Below are 15401 nucleotides of genomic sequence, written 5' to 3'. Positions count from 1 at the left end.
ATGCATCCCCTATTGTACGTCTGGTGCAAAGTCACCGTTCAGGTACTTCTCGCTAATTTTTGACACCGTCCCGGCTTGGACCAAGGCTTTGATCCGCTCGTTGACATCCTTGGTTAATTGCTCGCTGTTCTTCCCTTTGCTCAGGATCAGGTAGCTGTAAGGCACACCGATGCGGTCCGAGTCCTCCTGCGAGAGCGGAATGGCTTTCAGCTTCAGGCCGTACTCTTTAATGTAGAGCTGCAGCATGGCAGCGTCGATCAAGTTAAAATCATCGGCCCCGCTCTCCACATTCTGCAGTACAGTGGCCAGCTCCGCCTCAGAGTAATTCAGGATCACCGGTGTTTTGGCATGGTCCTTGTTATAATTTTCAAGAGCGACCGTGTAGTTCACGCTGGGACTTACTGTTGTCTTCTTGCCTTCCAGATCCGCGAAAGTTTTAATATCGTCCCGGCTCTCAGCAACGGCAATTACGAATTGATTCTTGAAGATCGGATCGGAATAAATATACTTCTCCTTCCTCTCCGCATTGCTGGCGAAGTTATTGGCGCCAATTTGATAGCGGTCCGAGTCAAGTCCGGCGAAGATCGACGGGAACTCCGTCTTCTCGATATTAATTTTGTACTGCGGCAAGCCCTCGAAAATCGCTTTGACAATCTGAATATCATACCCGTCAATCTCATTGTTATCGTTGACATAAGAGAACGGTTTTGGTGAACCGCCTGTCGCAATATTTACGACAATCTGATCAGTGCCAGCCGCATCGCTGCCTCCATTCTTGGCGGATGAATTCTCTTTGCCGCAAGCTACTACTCCAACCAGTAAGACTATTGCCGCCAAACCCAACCCTACTTTTCTCCATGCTGCCATGTTCTCTTCCCCCTATTTGACCTAGCCAATTTTAAATTTATGCTCCGGATCGGAGCTCTTCTCTTTGCGGTGATGCGGCTGTGACCAAATTCCCTCATAATCAATCTGATCCCAGAACCGGGTGTTATAATCGATAAAGATCGTATCTTTATTGCCGTTTGACTTCGCTAAATCCCGCAGGTAAGTATTATTTTTAAACGCCGGGATCTCGTATAAATCGCGGGCATACCCCCATATATTAGGGAAATCCACGATGCGATTGCGAATCGGACCAAGGTTCTTAAAATAATAAGTGTCGAAGCGAGCCAAGGTTACAAAGAGCCGCACATCGGAATCCGTCACATAATCTCCGAACAGGAAGCGGTTAGACTCCAGCCGGTCCTCGATGGTATCAAAGGCGGCATAGAGCTTCTCGAACGCGTCATTATAAGCTTCTATGGATTGGGCGAACATCGCTTTATACACACCGTTATTGACGTTATCGAACAGGAAGTCATTATACTTGTCGATCTCCGTCCTTAGCAGAGCCGGATACAAATCGGGAGCGCCTTTTTTGTGAAAAGGAGCAAATTCGTTCTCCAAATAGTTCGTCAGCCAGACGTAGTCATTATTCACGACTTGCTTGGTGGTAATATCAATGACCGCAGGCACAGTTGGCCGGCCCTGGTAATCAGGATCGCTGTTCGCATACAATTCGCTCAGGAACTGCACGCCCAGCACCGGATCAGTATGGTCCTCGTCATCGATAAATTCCCAGCCCAGGTTCTGCACATGCTGCCCGCGACCCACCAGATTAATGCTGATAGCCTCCTCCAGTCCTAACAACTCTCTGACGATCGAAGCCCGATTCGACCAATGGCAGCCTTTCGCCCAGATCAGCCGATAGCGTCCGGCTTCAACAGGCAGCTTGCCTTCCCCATCTCCAAACGGCGTCGTAAACCGATTCTTCTGCCGTACAAAATAACCTCTTTCATCGATTTCATGCTCGGTCTCTTTCGGTCTGATACGTACATTTGCTTCCTTTGTCATGGCTTCCCCTCCAAATCTATTGATTTGCTTATCTTATTTGAACCTTTCTGCTCTGCCGTGGTCCGTAAGCCACCCGGACAAATCCGGGCCCTTGGGCAGCAATCTGGAAAAGGTATAGTTTGGATCATGAGTGATAGATAGATGATAGTGCTTCTTGATCGCTGCAAAATCTGTGGTATCTCCAAATCCCGGAGTTTGATACAGATCTCTGGCATAAGCCCATAAATTCGGAAATTCAACGAGCCGATTGCGATTGACTCTAAAGGCGGTATAGTAGGCAATGTCAAAGCGGGCAAGCGTAACGTAGAGGCGTATATCCGCATCTGTGATCCGATTCCCAAATAAATAACGCTGCGAGTCCAGCCTTGCCTCCAATTCATCCAATAGCTCGAACACACCGTCATAGGCTTGTTCATAAGCTTCCTGGGAACGGGCGAACCCCGCTTTATAGACGCCATTATTAATTCCATGGAAAATACGTTCGTTCAGCTCGCGAATGTCCCGCTGCAGGGCCTCCGGAAATAAATCCGGCGCCCCCTCCTTATGGAATGGCTTCCACACCGTCTCTAAATAATAGGTCAGTTCATGATAGTCGTTATTGACGACTTGTTTGCTGGCGATATCAACGATTGCGGGCACGGTTGGCCTGCCGGCGTATTCCGGGTCTGCATTCAGGTATACCTCGCTGATATAATGCACGCCAAGCACAGGATCTACATCGTTATCATCCCAGGTAAAGGCCCAATCGACCCGATCGATTCGCGGCCTCAACGGGTCTGCCGTCCCTACGCTGATGGCCTCTTCCAGACCCAGCAGCTTCCTGGCAATCATCGCCCGATGCGCCCAGGGACATACCGGGGCCCACAATAAGCGATACCGATTGGCTTCGACCGGAAGCTCTCCGTCCTGATCTCCAAATGGGGTGACAAAGCGATTGCTTTGCCGCTTGAAGCTGCCATTGTTCTCGATCTCAGCCGATTTCGTTGTCATTGGGCTCCCCCCTGGAATCTGTCTCTGTCATGAGCCTCTTTCCATATTGACAGATCCGGTCCTTTGGCCAGAATCTGATACGGATTCTCCGCATGGTTGCCAAGCTGATAACCTCTCTTGATCGCGTCAAAATCCGTGGTATCGCCAAAGCCGGGAGTTTGATATAAATCCTTGGCATAATTCCAGATGTTTGGGAAATCGATAATCCGGTTGCGGTTCGTTCGGAATACGGAATAATAGGCCGCATCAAACCGAACCAGAGTGACATAGAAGCGGACATCGGCATCCGTAATTCGATCGCCAAATAAATATCTGCTTCCGGACAAGCGCTCCTCCAATTGGTCCAATCTGGCGAATAACGCATCATAGGCTTGTTCATAGGCCGTCTGGGACTGGGCAAATCCCGCCTTATATACCCCGTTGTTCACCTCGTGAAATAAAAGATCATTAAACTCATCGATTTCTGCCCTCAATTCGACCGGATATAGGTCCGGCGCCCCTTCCTTGTGGAACGGCTTAAACGCTGTTTCAAAATCGTTAGTCAGTCTAAAATAATCGTTGTTAACGACCTTTCTCGTCTTCACATCCACCACGGTTGGAACAGTTGCTCTCCCCGTATATTCCGGATCGGTCTCAGCATAGATTTCAGGCAAATAGCGGATTCCAAGCACCGGGTCAACACCGCCTTCGTCAAGGGAAAATTCCCATCCATTCTCTGTACGAACTGGGCTTGCCGTACCCAGACTAATTACGTCCTGCAGGCCCAGCAATTCCCGTACAATGACAGCCCGATGCGCCCAAGGGCAAATCCTGGCCCAGAGCAGACGATAGCGTCCCGCTTCTACCGAAAGTTCCCCCGGCTGATCGCCAAAAGGTGTGGTAAAGCGATTCTTCTGACGGTTAAAAGCACCCTCCCGGGTCATTTCATGGGCAATCTCATGATTGGCAATGTGGGTGTCCAGTGCGGTGGTCTTTTGTGTCATTTTGATCTCCTCTTTTCACAAGAATTCTTTCTCGGTATAGACGACAGGAATCGTAGATTCCACTCGAATATCCGGTCTGGCAGCATACCCCAGGCTTTCATAGAATCCCACCGCTTGCTGCTGGCTTGTAATGACAATCTTGCGGTATCCAAGCTCCCTAATCCAACGTTCAGCCGCCTCAATAACAAGCCTCCCGCAACCTTTATTCTGAAGCTCCGGAATGACGGCGACCCTTTCGATCTTGGCATAATCAGCATGACTCGTATTAATGCGAGCCGCAGCAACAGCGGTGTGATCCTGCTCAAGCAGAATGTAACAGTATACCTGACCATAAATTTCGTCGAATTCAAGCTCTTTAGGTATTCCTTGACCGTAAACAAAAGTCTTCGTTCGTACTTCATAGACGCCGGCCAATTGCCATACTGAATCCACTCGGTAGATCTCTGCCATCTTAAAGCCCCTTTCTTCAGTGCATCCCTTGCGCTTCGACCATAAACTCTTTGGAAGGAGCAATACCGTTAATCCGCAGGAGGATGTTTTTCCGTTTGAATTTATCCGGTTTATTCTGTATATAATACATTTCCCATCAGTTAACTCGGATATTTTTTCATCATATTATATGTATTGTTATTTCTTGTCAAGATGATTTTTCACATACAAAAAAATAGAGCGACCGTCTCCATAGCCCCGTTGGCTAAGCAAGGTCTTTCGCAACTACACTCAGTCTGGTATATTAATAGGAACATACATTCGAATAGTGAGGTATACCGCAATGCCAATGATCTGGAATGCAACAACGATATTAACCGCCGCGATCCTCGCTTTGCTATTGGTTCTGATCGTAATTCGACTGGTCAGCAACAGGCGGCGCCGCATCCGCCGAGAAGCCAACCCGCGCAAAATTACCCTTAAGGACATAGATCTGATGTCCGACGGTTCGGAGTTTGAGCTATACCTGTTCCATCTGTTCCGCGAGCTTGGTTATGAAGAGGTATATCAGACGACGGGCAGCCGGGATTTCGGAGCTGATCTGGTATTCAGAGGACTTGATGGAAGAAGGAACGTACTGCAGGCCAAACGCTACGGGCAGAGCAATCCGGTTGGGCTCGGTGCCGTTCAGGAAATCTATGCTTCCATGCGCTATTACGAGGCGGATCGAGCACTGGTGCTGACTTCAGGCCGCTATACCGAAGGTTCCCGTACCCTTGCCGCAGTGAACGGTGTCAAGCTGTTGGACAGAGAGGATCTTGAGGACATCATTCATTTATTCAAAAGCCGCCGCTTGGATGAGGCGATAGCCATTATCGAAGAACCTGCCGAATTTTTGGAATCTCCTTGGAATCCAAAAGTGAAGAAAGCTAACTAAAGCTGGGGTATCGCTGTAACGGACATTCCTGTCCCTTAAAGGGAACTTTCCAACAGAATTGGTGGCTTACGGACATTAATGGCCATAAACGTAATAAAATCCTCTGTAGAAGACTGCTGTCAGCCGCTAAGAGACAAAAGTGTCCATTAAAATGAAGGAATATCGCATTTTCTGCTCTAAAGGGCTAAGTAACCATTAGAATGAAAGAACGTCGCGTTTTCTGCTCTACAAGTCATAAGCATCCGGCCGATGCAAGGGAATGTGGTCAACATCGCATGCAGCCTATTATGCAAGCCGCTCATTTGCCACTCCACTTGCCGCGGGTAAGCTGTACGTGACTAGACCCAGAAGGTTTGCCAACTACATTCTTAATTCTCGCTGGCGCAGCCATATATAGTATACATAGTATACAAAGAGCCCTGAGCTAAATTAGCCCAGGGTTCTTTTATAACCCTTCTGCGTAGTCCAATGCGATAGAGTAGGATCACCATTGCCACTCACTGCGCTCCTGCTGGCTAATGCGTGGGCAAGTATAACAATAGGAGCGGCCATGGCGTAAATATTGCATACAGCACACATTTTTGATGGCCAGCCGCTTGCCCTCTTCTAGCGGGTGATCGATCCAGCGGACCTTCACCCGCAGCGGGTTCCGGCTTCTGCCGAACCACTCAGCGTCCAGCCCGTTGCGCACAAAATGCTCATCCTCCCCATACTGCTGCAAGGCAAGCTGATTTTCTTTAAAGGCCGCATGGAACCTTTCGCGGTGGTTCTGCAGCGCTGTAGGCAGCTGCCCCCAGAGTAAGCCTGCATTTAACCCCGAGGCCTCGGCGAGACACTCGATCAGCGGCCGGACGGTCCGGCTGTAGAAGCCGATGAATACCGTTTCACGCCAAGCGGCCCGTTCTGCCGCATCCCGGGGCGCCTGCTCAAGCTCTGCCAGGGTCAATTGAAAGCCGAGCCGGGTGTAGCCAGTCTCCGGGATCAAGTGAACCATCAGCTTCTCCGCGGAAAAGTCAGGCGCGGCATGATGAACCGACACCGCATAATGAAGTGAAGCGGCGATATCGCCGAACCAGCTGCTGAAATAAGCTGCGGCTACCGTAGTATCTATCCCTTCAATCCGGCGATTGTACAGGTTCAGAAAAATGGCCATGGCCTCCCTGTCGTAGAGATCCGTCCCGCCTAAAGATGCAACAGCTCCGCTGCAGTGCTCCAACGAAATATTGTAAAATTCAGCAAGCCCTTCCCATAGTGTCGCAGGCATCACGGGTTAAATATCCGGTTGAGATCATCCAGCATCGAGCTGGCCGCATTCGGACCGTAACCTCCGAACCAGGAATCCGATGCCACCCGGTACACCTGGTTATTCTTCACCGCATTTAAATTTTTCCAAATTCCCAAACCCTCCAGCTTGTTATAGAGCTCCTCGTTATCATTGATAAGCAGGATGTAATCGGGATTAATCTCCGGCAGCTTCTCGTTCGAGAGTACCTCATAGCGGCTATCCGCGCTTGTCTCCGGGAACACGGCCGGTCTGGAGAACCCAAAATCATCATAAAGCCACTTATAGTCCATATCCCCGTAATAACGGATATCATTGCGGATTCGCAGCACCATCAATGTTTTCCCTGCCACTTTATCATGGATGCCGGCGATGGACTGCGCCTTTTTCTCGTTATAATCCGGAATGATCTTCTCCGCTTCATCGCTCTTGTCGAACGCAGCGGCCGTCCAACGGAAGGCTTCCTCCCAATCCGGTGCCATATAACCGTTCTCGAGCATCGCCGTCGGAGCAATTTTGGCGTATTGATCATAAATATCCTCACTGTTCGTATCCGTAATAATCAGATCCGACGATAGCGACAGGAGCTTCTCCATGCTTACCTTGCCCTGTTCTCCAATGATCTCCACATGGTTCAAATAAGGCTGCAAATATTCCGGAAAATCTTCATTCTGAGATTTTACCGTGGAGGCAGGGGTCATTCCGAGAGCGATCATATGATCGGTCAAATAAGTCACGGTTGTAGCGATCCGCTGTGGCTGCTCCTTCAAAGTCTGTTTCCCGTTTTTATCTTTAAATGCAAAGGCACCGGCTGCAGTTTGTTCTGTGGCGGTTTGTTCTGTGGCGCTCTGCTCCTGTCCAGCCGCAGCTCCGTCCGAGTTGGCTTGCTTCGATTGCTGACTGCATGCAGCGGTAAGCGACAGGGCAAGAAGCAGTATAGTTAAAATAAACAATTTTCTTTTATGTGGTTTCATGTTTGGTCAGTTCTCCTTATTTCGGCATATTAAATTTTTGTTTCCCTGTTATCCGACAGGACCCGGGTGCTGGTTATCCAGCCTCTGTCATTGGTCAGATTCATAAAAAATTTGCCCCGTGCTTGAGGCAAACTGACCCGGGCACAATGATCCTCCTGCGATAGACAGACGGCGTATGCCTCCCAGCTCGCATTTCTCCAGTCCACCTCATCTTCGCACCAATACAGTACGGCTTGGACAACGGGAAGCAGCGAAGCATATCGCACGACAAGCCAATCCCCTCGCTGCTCATATTCCAGCACTTGAATCAACGAAGGGCCGTCCTTGACGATGCTATCGGCAAATGCGTAAAGCTCCTGACAGGTCCAAGCGTCCGCATAGGAATGGTTAAGTCCACAATGCAGGCTCATCATGCTTTTCTGTGTATGGCCCCCTTGTTGAAGCGCAAATGACTTATCAAAAATAGCCAGCGGAAAGTGAGTATCGTTGCTGCTATTCAGCCATAACATGGGCAAAGCGCTGTTCGTCAAATAGGACGACGGGTCCCAAAGCTTGCGAATTCTCTCCGCATCCGCGGGAGGCATCGCCGCAAATCCCCGTCCATACAAAGTGCCTGGCTCATACAGGAATCCGCAGCCATACACGGGCATAGCAAAACAAAGCCTGCGGTCAATACCTGCCACCAGACTTGTGATGATCCCGCCCCAGGAAATACCCGTTAAGCCCACCTTGCTCGAATCCACCTCCGGCAGCGAACCAATGACCGTATGAGCAAGGATGACCGCGGCGACAGCATGGTACATCCATTGATCCTCTACCGGCAGCTGATAGTCGGCAAACACGCCTTGCTTCACAGGCCCGCTCCAGGGATGGACTGTGCATTGATCCACATTCACGAACCTGCTTTCTTGCAAAGGAAGCTGCCCTTCAAGATCCATCGCGATAGCCGCATACCCTCGCTCCGTCCAGCGCTGAACCCATACCGGATAAGCTGTCCCTGCCCCGCCATGGACCAATACTACAGCGGGAACCGGCTCTCCCGCAGATGCGCTGCGCGGAACCCCGTAACAGGCAAATACCCGAGTTTCTTTCCCGCGATAAGGCAATCCTTGATAGAAAATCGCCTTGACTTCCGGATTCTGATCCTGTTGCAACGGATAGACGGCCGGTAAGCGATATAATTTTTCCATTTCCCATGGCAGCATAATCGGAATAAAACAGGTCACCCCTTTTTTTCTATTGATAATGATTTTCTTTCTCAATAAGGAGCATAGCATTCCTCCGCTTTGCTTAACATGGATTTAAAGATACTATCATCTGGATTTTTGATTACTAAGAACCTTGCCCAGATAAGAGACAGCCCTGTCATGGGACCAGGCCGAATATTCAAACAGCTTCTCCGTTCCTATTACATGTACCCGGCTATAGCGCACAGCCGTCAATTGATTCCACTTTCGGCTCGTCTGCAGCTCCTTCCATTGCCGGGCCGCCTGCTGCGTGGAATCCACCATGATCAGGAGGATATCGGCATCATAGCTGGGCAATTCCTCTCTTGCAACGGGTTGAAACACCTGAATCTGATCCAGCTGATGCGTAGCCTGTAAACCAAAATCGTTATAAATGACAGCGCCGGCATTGCGCCTCCCATAGATTCGGTATTCCGTGTCCGTTACGCGTAAAATATTGATCGTAGCTCCGCCAATGCTGTTTCTAAGTTGGCGACCGGCTTCAGCTGCCTTATGATCATACTCCGCCAGCCACTGACCGGCTTCCGCAGACTGCTCCATCACCTCTGCAATCATCCTCAAATGCTCCCGCCAGTCAGCGGATAACCAGGGAATCGCCACCGTGTCCGCAATTTGCTTCAACTGATCTTTGGCTTCAGCAGGCAGGGTGTCCGTGCAGAAAATCAGCCCGGGTGCAGCCGTCTGCAGCATCTCCAGGTTTTTCTCCCAAATCGGCCCCTCCCCATATTCGTAAGAGTGAAGCCGGATCATGCGCCTATACAGCTCATGATGGGGATAGAATGCAGCGGCTTTCGGCAGGATATGAAGGGCAAGCAAGCTGCCGGAGAGCGGATCGGAGATACTGGCGATACTGCGGCGACGGCTTTGCACAAATGCCGCCGGAGAGCTGCCCGTCTTCAGTTTAAAACGGCGGCTAAAATAAAATTCATCCTCAAACCCGAGCCGCGACGCCGTCTCCTTCACACCGCTGCCGGACAATAGCATCTGCTTCGCTCTTCCCATTCGCAAATCCATCAAATAGGCCGTTGGGGTCTGACCTGTATACTGCTGAAACATCCGTGTAAAATAGCCAGGGCTGAACCCCGCTAATCGGGCCAGCTCCTGTCGTGTCAGCTCTAGCTCCGGATGCTGGTCCATAAATCTGGATACCCGGGCAATGGCTGCCGCGGTCGTCTCATTTTCTTGCGGCATCGATGGCTCTTCTATAAGCAGGGACATCAGCTTGTATAACTCCGCTTGCGCGACGTAGAATTGTGCTGTTCCTTCTTCCTGCCATTGAAGCAGGCTTTCAGCCAGGGCTGCAAGTTGTTTGAAATGACGGCTGTGGCGCGCCCCGACGATAAATGAATCCATCCGCTGCAGATCCTGCTCATCAGAGTATTCATAAGCCTCGAAACAGATCAATCTCCCGATCAGAGGCTCATCGCCTGCGAATAATCTGAGCGAGCTTCCCGGCCCAAGAAAATAAGCTGTGCCCTCGCCGAATGCCCTTATTTCTTCAACGGATGCAAGCGTGCCCCGCCCGCTTAAACCCAGGACAACCGCCTGCGAATCGAAAGCCGGATAGATTACTTCGCCTCCGATCGGGAGCTCGAAAGAATGGATACCTGCAAAGCGAAGCATCCGGGAAGCCTGTTGTCCGATATTGTTCATAAACATCCTCTTTTCAGCGTATATAGATTCAGCGTTTTATCCGCTGATTATCATTGATAATCATTTTCAATTATAATATAAAAATGCCGTCCTGTTCATAAAAAAGAAGAGCAAGCCTGTTAACAAATCAAGCCTGCTCTTCTTCAATTAACATATGTTTACTCATTTCATAGATTCCAATGGCTACTATGATGGGAGTATGTCATTTACGGTTATGCTGTTAAGCGGATTATATTACGGATATTGCATCACTAAGATCACCGAAAGGATAACGGGTTATCTCTCTGCCCCCGGGTGTTGAGAAATTCCTCCAGCGCCTGACGAACGGCTTGAGGTGTATCAAGGCACAAAATGCGCTTTGCCAGCTCACGGCATTCCTGACGATCCAGGCTAGCGAGTCTTTCCTTCATCCCGCCGAGACGGCTTGCCTCCAAGCTCCACTCGTCAAGCCCCAGACCGAGCAAGAGCGGTGCGGCCAAAGGGTCACCTGCCATACTGCCGCACATGCCAGTCCATTTGCCGACCGCGTGGGAAGCCTCAATAACCCCATGGATCAAGTGCAGCACGGCCGGATGGAAATAATCGTACAGATGCGCGACGTGCTCATTCATTCGGTCTGCTGCAACCGTGTACTGAACGAGATCGTTAGTGCCGATGCTGAAGAAATCGACCTCGTTCGCGAACATTCCTGCCAACACGGCGGTGGACGGAATCTCCACCATGATGCCAACCTTCATATTCTTGTCATACGACACACCATCCAGGCTCAGCTCAGCCTGCACTTCCGTAAGGATGGCTTTAGCCTGCCTCCATTCTTGCAGGCCGGAGATCATCGGGAACATCACCTTCACCGTTCCGAAGGCGCTGGCCCGCAGTACCGCCCTCAGTTGGGTACGCAAGAGCTCCTGGCGATCAAGCCCTATCCGTATCGCTCGATAACCCAGAAAAGGGTTCATTTCCTTTGGCAGCTGAAGATACGGAAGCTCCTTGTCACCGCCGATGTCCATCGTGCGGATGATCACAGAGCGGCCCTCCATGCTCCGGGCCGCCTCCTGGTACGCACGGAACTGTTCCTCCTCGCCCGGCATCGCCTGGGCGTTCATGAACAGGAACTCCGTGCGGAACAACCCCACGCCGTCCGCGCCCTGCCGGACGGCAGCTTCGGCCTCCGCGGCGCTGGGAGAAGCCACCTGGGGAGCGGCCAGAGGATTGGATAGCTGTCTATATATTACCGTTGGCACCGGTATCNCCACACGCGTACCGTCGGCCGTCACGGCCGGGCGTGCCGCGTACTCCTCGAGCGAGCGATTGCGCTCGAGTTCCTGCCGCATGCGGAGCCGGTAATGCTCCGCTTCCGGCACTTCCGGCCGGACGATGCAGAGTCCGGCTGCCCCGTCGAGGACGAGGGTATCCCCGTCCTTAATCTCGCCTACGCCGTCACCGGCCCCGACGACAGCGGCAATACCGAGGGAACGCGCAAGAATAGCGGTATGCGAGGTAGCTCCTCCGGTACGGGTAATAAAGCCGATAACGATAGCAGGGTCCAACTGCACCGTATCCGACGGCGCCAGATCATCCGCAACCAGTATCGCCGGACCTTCGATTTCGGCCAGGCTCCCGGTTTGCCCGGGTGACAGACAGGCAAGAAGACGACTGCCGATATCGCGAATATCCGCCGCGCGCTCCTTCATGTAATCATTATTTATGCCTTCCAGCATAGTAACAACCTGGCGAACTATTTCGGCAACGGCCCGCGGTGCAGGCTCCAACTGCTCTCTTATCCTGGCTTCCATCTTCGGATAAAAGGCGGGATCGTCTAGAAGTTTCCGTTGCCCCGCCAGAATGCCGGCTTGCTCTTCGCCTACGGCTTCCTTTGCTTTCCCGATCAGCTTTTCCAATTGCTCCACGCAGTCGGCTTTAGCCTTCCGAAGCTTCTGAAGCTCGGCTTCAACAGCAGAAGGATTGCCCGGAATACAATCTTCCGGGGGCACGCCCTCGCCTATAACTGCCTGTACAGGCTTGTAAATATATGCCTTTGCGATGCGGATTCCCTCCGAAACACCAAGTCCTTGTATGTGCAGCCTCTTCATCAGCCTTCACCGAACTTGCTTTCGATAAGCTGCACCAAAGCCTTGACAACCTCTTGTTCCCCATCCCCGCTGGCTTCAATGGTCACGACGGCCCCTTGTTCAATGCCGAGTGTCATCAGCTCCAGCATGCTTTTGCAATCCGCCGCGCGTCCTTCGCCTGTCTTTAGACGCACCTCTGCTTCAAACGATCCTGCTTTTTCTGAGAAGAGCTGAGCCGGACGAACATGAAAGCCCTGCTCATTCTGTATGGTAACGGTTTGTGCGAACATGTCTTTCCTCCTCATCCTGTCACCGTCCCGGGCGGAGAATAAGATCACTTGCAGCTTGCAGCGATCATAGAATCTCAAGGCTTCTCGCTGCAGCTTTCCTCCCGGATGTCATCCATCCTTGCCAGGCCGGCTTCTTTTATTTGTTGTTGGAGATCATGCTCCATAATCTTTCGTATATCATTAACGGATGGTTACCCGCCGTAAATTCTGATCAGGCCAATAAAGCAATCCGTTCTTTATAAGCCTCAATTAATGCCTGGTTGTGTTTGTCGGAGCCATCGATGTTGCCGCTAAGAAACACGGGAGGATTGAAACCTTGCTCAATCATCATCTCAATGGATTCCGCGAATAGAGCATTTAAAATCAGGGCGCCGATAACCGTTGAACTGGGTGTGAACGGCACCTGGAGGTCCGGATGGCTTAATACGGCATCTCCTTTGACCGAGAAGTTATCGATGACCAAATCAACGGCATCTGCCAGATGTTTGCCGCTGTTGTGCCGGGACGGTTGACTCCTGGAATATTCTAGGGAGGTAATCCCTATTGTGAAGGCTCCCTTCTCCTTCGCCATCAGAGCAACATCCACGGGAACGGGATTGCGACCCGAGGTGGATAGCACAAATACGACCTCGCCCTTGCGGATATCCTGCTGCTTCATAAATTCGGCAGCAAGGTTGTTCTGTCTTTCCAGTTCAGACGAGCGCACCGCACCCTCATGCAACATCAACTTCTCTATAAGAATCGGGCGAATCGGCACAAGTCCGCCTGCGCGATAGAAGACTTCCTCGGTCAATATATGCGAATGCCCGCAGCCGAACAAATGGATGATACCGCCCTGCTGAATGCAGGCTGCTACTTTCTCCGCCGCTTCATGAATCGATTTGGCTTGCTCGTTTCGCACTTTTTCAAACAATCCGTCAATAACATCAAAATAGGTATTCATCATCATTGCTTTCACCTCGTTGTTCTTGAGTAGACTTTCCAATCCGTTATTTTCCGGCTGTGAACAGGGTTCAGTTCATAATGCCCTTTTTCGCCCGAAGAACGATCTCTGTCATAACCTCCAGGCTTCGCTCGATTATGGCCTCCCCCTTCTCCCTCGTGGCCAGCGTTGCATCCCCGAGTACGGCGGAAGATGTCATTTCCTCCCACGGCGTAGGTGTGAAATCGGCTTCGAACGGGATCTGCGGAGCCCCATCAATCGCCTTGGTCATATCCACATATTCGTCCGCAAGGTAAAGCATATAGGATGTCTCGATTTCATCGGCATGCATGTAGGTGCTGTGAGCTGCCGTGGCTTCCCGTACCTGCGCGGTGACTTCCTTAGTACCCGGATAAAAGAAATAAAACACCTTCAGCTCGGGTACCCGTTCGTATAGCATTCTTGCAGCTTCCTTCAGCGCCACCGCATTGCCCAGATGGCCGTTCAGCAAAATAAAAATACGAAATCCCTGCTGATACAAACTTTCGCCGATATCGGCAAGCAGCCGGATGAGCGCTTCGTTGGAGACGTTGATGCTGCCCGGAAAATTGCGCAGGCTCCATACCTGACCATATGAGAAGGGCGGCAGCACGAAACTTTCCGTCCGCTCCGCCAATTTATCCGCCAACCGGGTTGCAAGCAGATTATCCGTGCCCAGCGGAAGATGAGGACCATGCGCTTCAACGGCCCCAATAGGAAGTATGGCAGCGCGGAAACTGCGAATTTTATCCTTCACCTCAACCGAATTTTCAAGCTCGAATTTCATCATGCTTCCCCCCTTACTTCTTAAATGAGAAACAGTTGGCCGGATTGGTTACAAAAAACTTCTCTACCAGCTTCCGTCCGTCATAACCGCTGCGGTTCGCTTCATCCTCAAAGCGCGGGACCCATTTGGATATAATGTACTCCAGCCCCAGGCCGTGATCGTAATGCTTGTAATAGCTTTTCCGAGCTGTATCTCCACTGATCAGGATTTGGTCTTCGTACCCTTTGCCGACCAGCTCCAGGATGAGCGAGATGCGGGTGCTCTCCGGTGCATACTTGATTTTGCCGATGCCGTCAAAGCTCAGGTAGGCTCCCGTGGCTGCAATCTGTTCATGGTAGTACGGATCGGGATTCCGGTCCATATGACCCAAACTCAAGTAGGACAGGTCCACCCCTTCGCTTCTCAGCAGTTCAATTTGCTCTAGCGCCATCGTGCCCACCTCAGTATGGGAATGGATGGGAGCTTTTGTCTCGTGATGGGCGCGGGCAACTGCACGCAGCGTCTTCTCCTCCAGGGGCGTAATGCGGTTATAGCCTGTCCCGAATTTAACCTGGCCCGCTTTGAAAGGCGTGCCCTCCAGTCCTTCTTCCACCTCCCGGATGACAAAATCCGCCAGCTCGTTAATGCTCTTCGCTTCGATCCACTGCGCGTAGCTTCCATAATCGCCGATCAGTGGTTTTAGCTCCTCTTTTATTTGGGCATCCCACAAAAAGCTTTTATTAAAACCAGCTGTCCCAATGATGCGAATCCCGCTTTCTACCGCGATCTCCTGAACCGCTTGAACATCCCGTCCGTAATCAACGGCTGTAGCATCCACGATAGTGCGCCCGCCGTGCTGCTTGAAATCAAGAACGTCCTGCTTGGATTTCGCTTTGTCGTCCAGCAGTAAATCGTCCACTCCCC

General features: G+C 51.2%; 15 protein-coding genes. 1 reads left to right on the top strand and 14 read right to left on the bottom strand.

The features are described from left to right. Positions 1 to 9: 9 nt before the first annotated feature. Genes BN1360_RS16585 through BN1360_RS16565 form a run of 5 tightly spaced genes read right to left on the bottom strand, consistent with a single transcriptional unit; the run spans position 10 to position 4319 of the window. Entirely contained in the window at positions 10 to 867 is an 858-nt protein-coding gene (locus BN1360_RS16585; protein WP_068780978.1) for a transporter substrate-binding domain-containing protein, read from the bottom strand. A 21-nt stretch (positions 868 to 888) separates the two neighbouring features. Then, positions 889 to 1896 carry a glutathione S-transferase C-terminal domain-containing protein gene (locus BN1360_RS16580; RefSeq protein WP_068780977.1) on the bottom strand — a complete coding sequence of 336 codons (1008 nt, stop codon included), beginning with the start codon at positions 1894 to 1896 and terminating at the stop codon, positions 889 to 891. Between the two features lie 33 nt (positions 1897 to 1929). Further along, on the bottom strand, positions 1930 to 2886 hold the full coding sequence (locus tag BN1360_RS16575) for a glutathione S-transferase family protein (RefSeq protein WP_068780976.1): 957 nt from the start codon (positions 2884 to 2886) through the stop codon (positions 1930 to 1932). Beyond that, positions 2883 to 3869 carry a glutathione S-transferase family protein gene (locus tag BN1360_RS16570; protein WP_068780975.1) on the bottom strand — a complete coding sequence of 329 codons (987 nt, stop codon included), beginning with the start codon at positions 3867 to 3869 and terminating at the stop codon, positions 2883 to 2885. The genes BN1360_RS16575 and BN1360_RS16570 overlap by 4 nt, the downstream gene beginning before the upstream one ends. A gap of 15 nt (positions 3870 to 3884) precedes the next feature. Next, the gene (locus BN1360_RS16565; protein WP_068780974.1) at positions 3885 to 4319 is read right to left on the bottom strand and encodes a GNAT family N-acetyltransferase; all 435 of its coding nucleotides are present in this window, start codon (positions 4317 to 4319) and stop codon (positions 3885 to 3887) included. A gap of 328 nt (positions 4320 to 4647) precedes the next feature. Here BN1360_RS16565 and BN1360_RS16560 point away from each other — a divergent pair, with 328 nt between their 5' ends. Further along, positions 4648 to 5235, top strand: coding sequence for a restriction endonuclease (locus BN1360_RS16560; protein ID WP_068781469.1), 588 nt, complete (start codon positions 4648 to 4650; stop codon positions 5233 to 5235). Positions 5236 to 5719: 484 nt separating this feature from the next. Here BN1360_RS16560 and BN1360_RS16555 read toward each other — a convergent pair whose 3' ends face one another. From BN1360_RS16555 to BN1360_RS16515, 9 genes are all read right to left on the bottom strand, one after another. Then, complete coding sequence (locus tag BN1360_RS16555) at positions 5720 to 6499, bottom strand: IucA/IucC family C-terminal-domain containing protein (protein ID WP_068780973.1); 780 nt, start codon at positions 6497 to 6499, stop codon at positions 5720 to 5722. Continuing rightward, positions 6499 to 7491 (bottom strand): ABC transporter substrate-binding protein, encoded by a 993-nt coding sequence (locus BN1360_RS16550; protein WP_068780972.1) that lies wholly within the window; start codon positions 7489 to 7491, stop codon positions 6499 to 6501. The genes BN1360_RS16555 and BN1360_RS16550 overlap by 1 nt, the downstream gene beginning before the upstream one ends. 29 nt (positions 7492 to 7520) lie before the next feature. Beyond that, positions 7521 to 8681: an alpha/beta hydrolase family protein gene (locus BN1360_RS16545; RefSeq protein ID WP_229521023.1), complete on the bottom strand. Its 1161-nt coding sequence runs from the start codon at positions 8679 to 8681 to the stop codon at positions 7521 to 7523. A gap of 123 nt (positions 8682 to 8804) precedes the next feature. Beyond that, complete coding sequence (locus BN1360_RS16540) at positions 8805 to 10391, bottom strand: helix-turn-helix domain-containing protein (protein WP_068780970.1); 1587 nt, start codon at positions 10389 to 10391, stop codon at positions 8805 to 8807. Between the two features lie 257 nt (positions 10392 to 10648). After that, positions 10649 to 12481 carry a phosphoenolpyruvate--protein phosphotransferase gene (gene ptsP / locus BN1360_RS16535; RefSeq protein WP_068780969.1) on the bottom strand — a complete coding sequence of 611 codons (1833 nt, stop codon included), beginning with the start codon at positions 12479 to 12481 and terminating at the stop codon, positions 10649 to 10651. Further along, positions 12481 to 12750 carry an HPr family phosphocarrier protein gene (locus BN1360_RS16530; protein WP_068780968.1) on the bottom strand — a complete coding sequence of 90 codons (270 nt, stop codon included), beginning with the start codon at positions 12748 to 12750 and terminating at the stop codon, positions 12481 to 12483. The genes ptsP and BN1360_RS16530 overlap by 1 nt, the downstream gene beginning before the upstream one ends. Before the next feature lie 211 nt (positions 12751 to 12961). Next, positions 12962 to 13696: an SIS domain-containing protein gene (locus BN1360_RS16525; RefSeq protein WP_068781468.1), complete on the bottom strand. Its 735-nt coding sequence runs from the start codon at positions 13694 to 13696 to the stop codon at positions 12962 to 12964. Between the two features lie 67 nt (positions 13697 to 13763). Then, positions 13764 to 14498, bottom strand: coding sequence for a creatininase family protein (locus BN1360_RS16520; RefSeq protein ID WP_068780967.1), 735 nt, complete (start codon positions 14496 to 14498; stop codon positions 13764 to 13766). 13 nt (positions 14499 to 14511) lie between these two features. Continuing rightward, on the bottom strand, positions 14512 to 15401 hold an 890-nt coding region (locus tag BN1360_RS16515; protein WP_068780966.1), incomplete at its 5' end, for a phosphotriesterase family protein.

It is taken from the genome of Paenibacillus sp. GM2, from assembly GCF_900069005.2.
GTDB lineage: Bacteria > Bacillota > Bacilli > Paenibacillales > Paenibacillaceae > Fontibacillus.
This window is presented reverse-complemented; position numbering and strand designations above follow the sequence as displayed.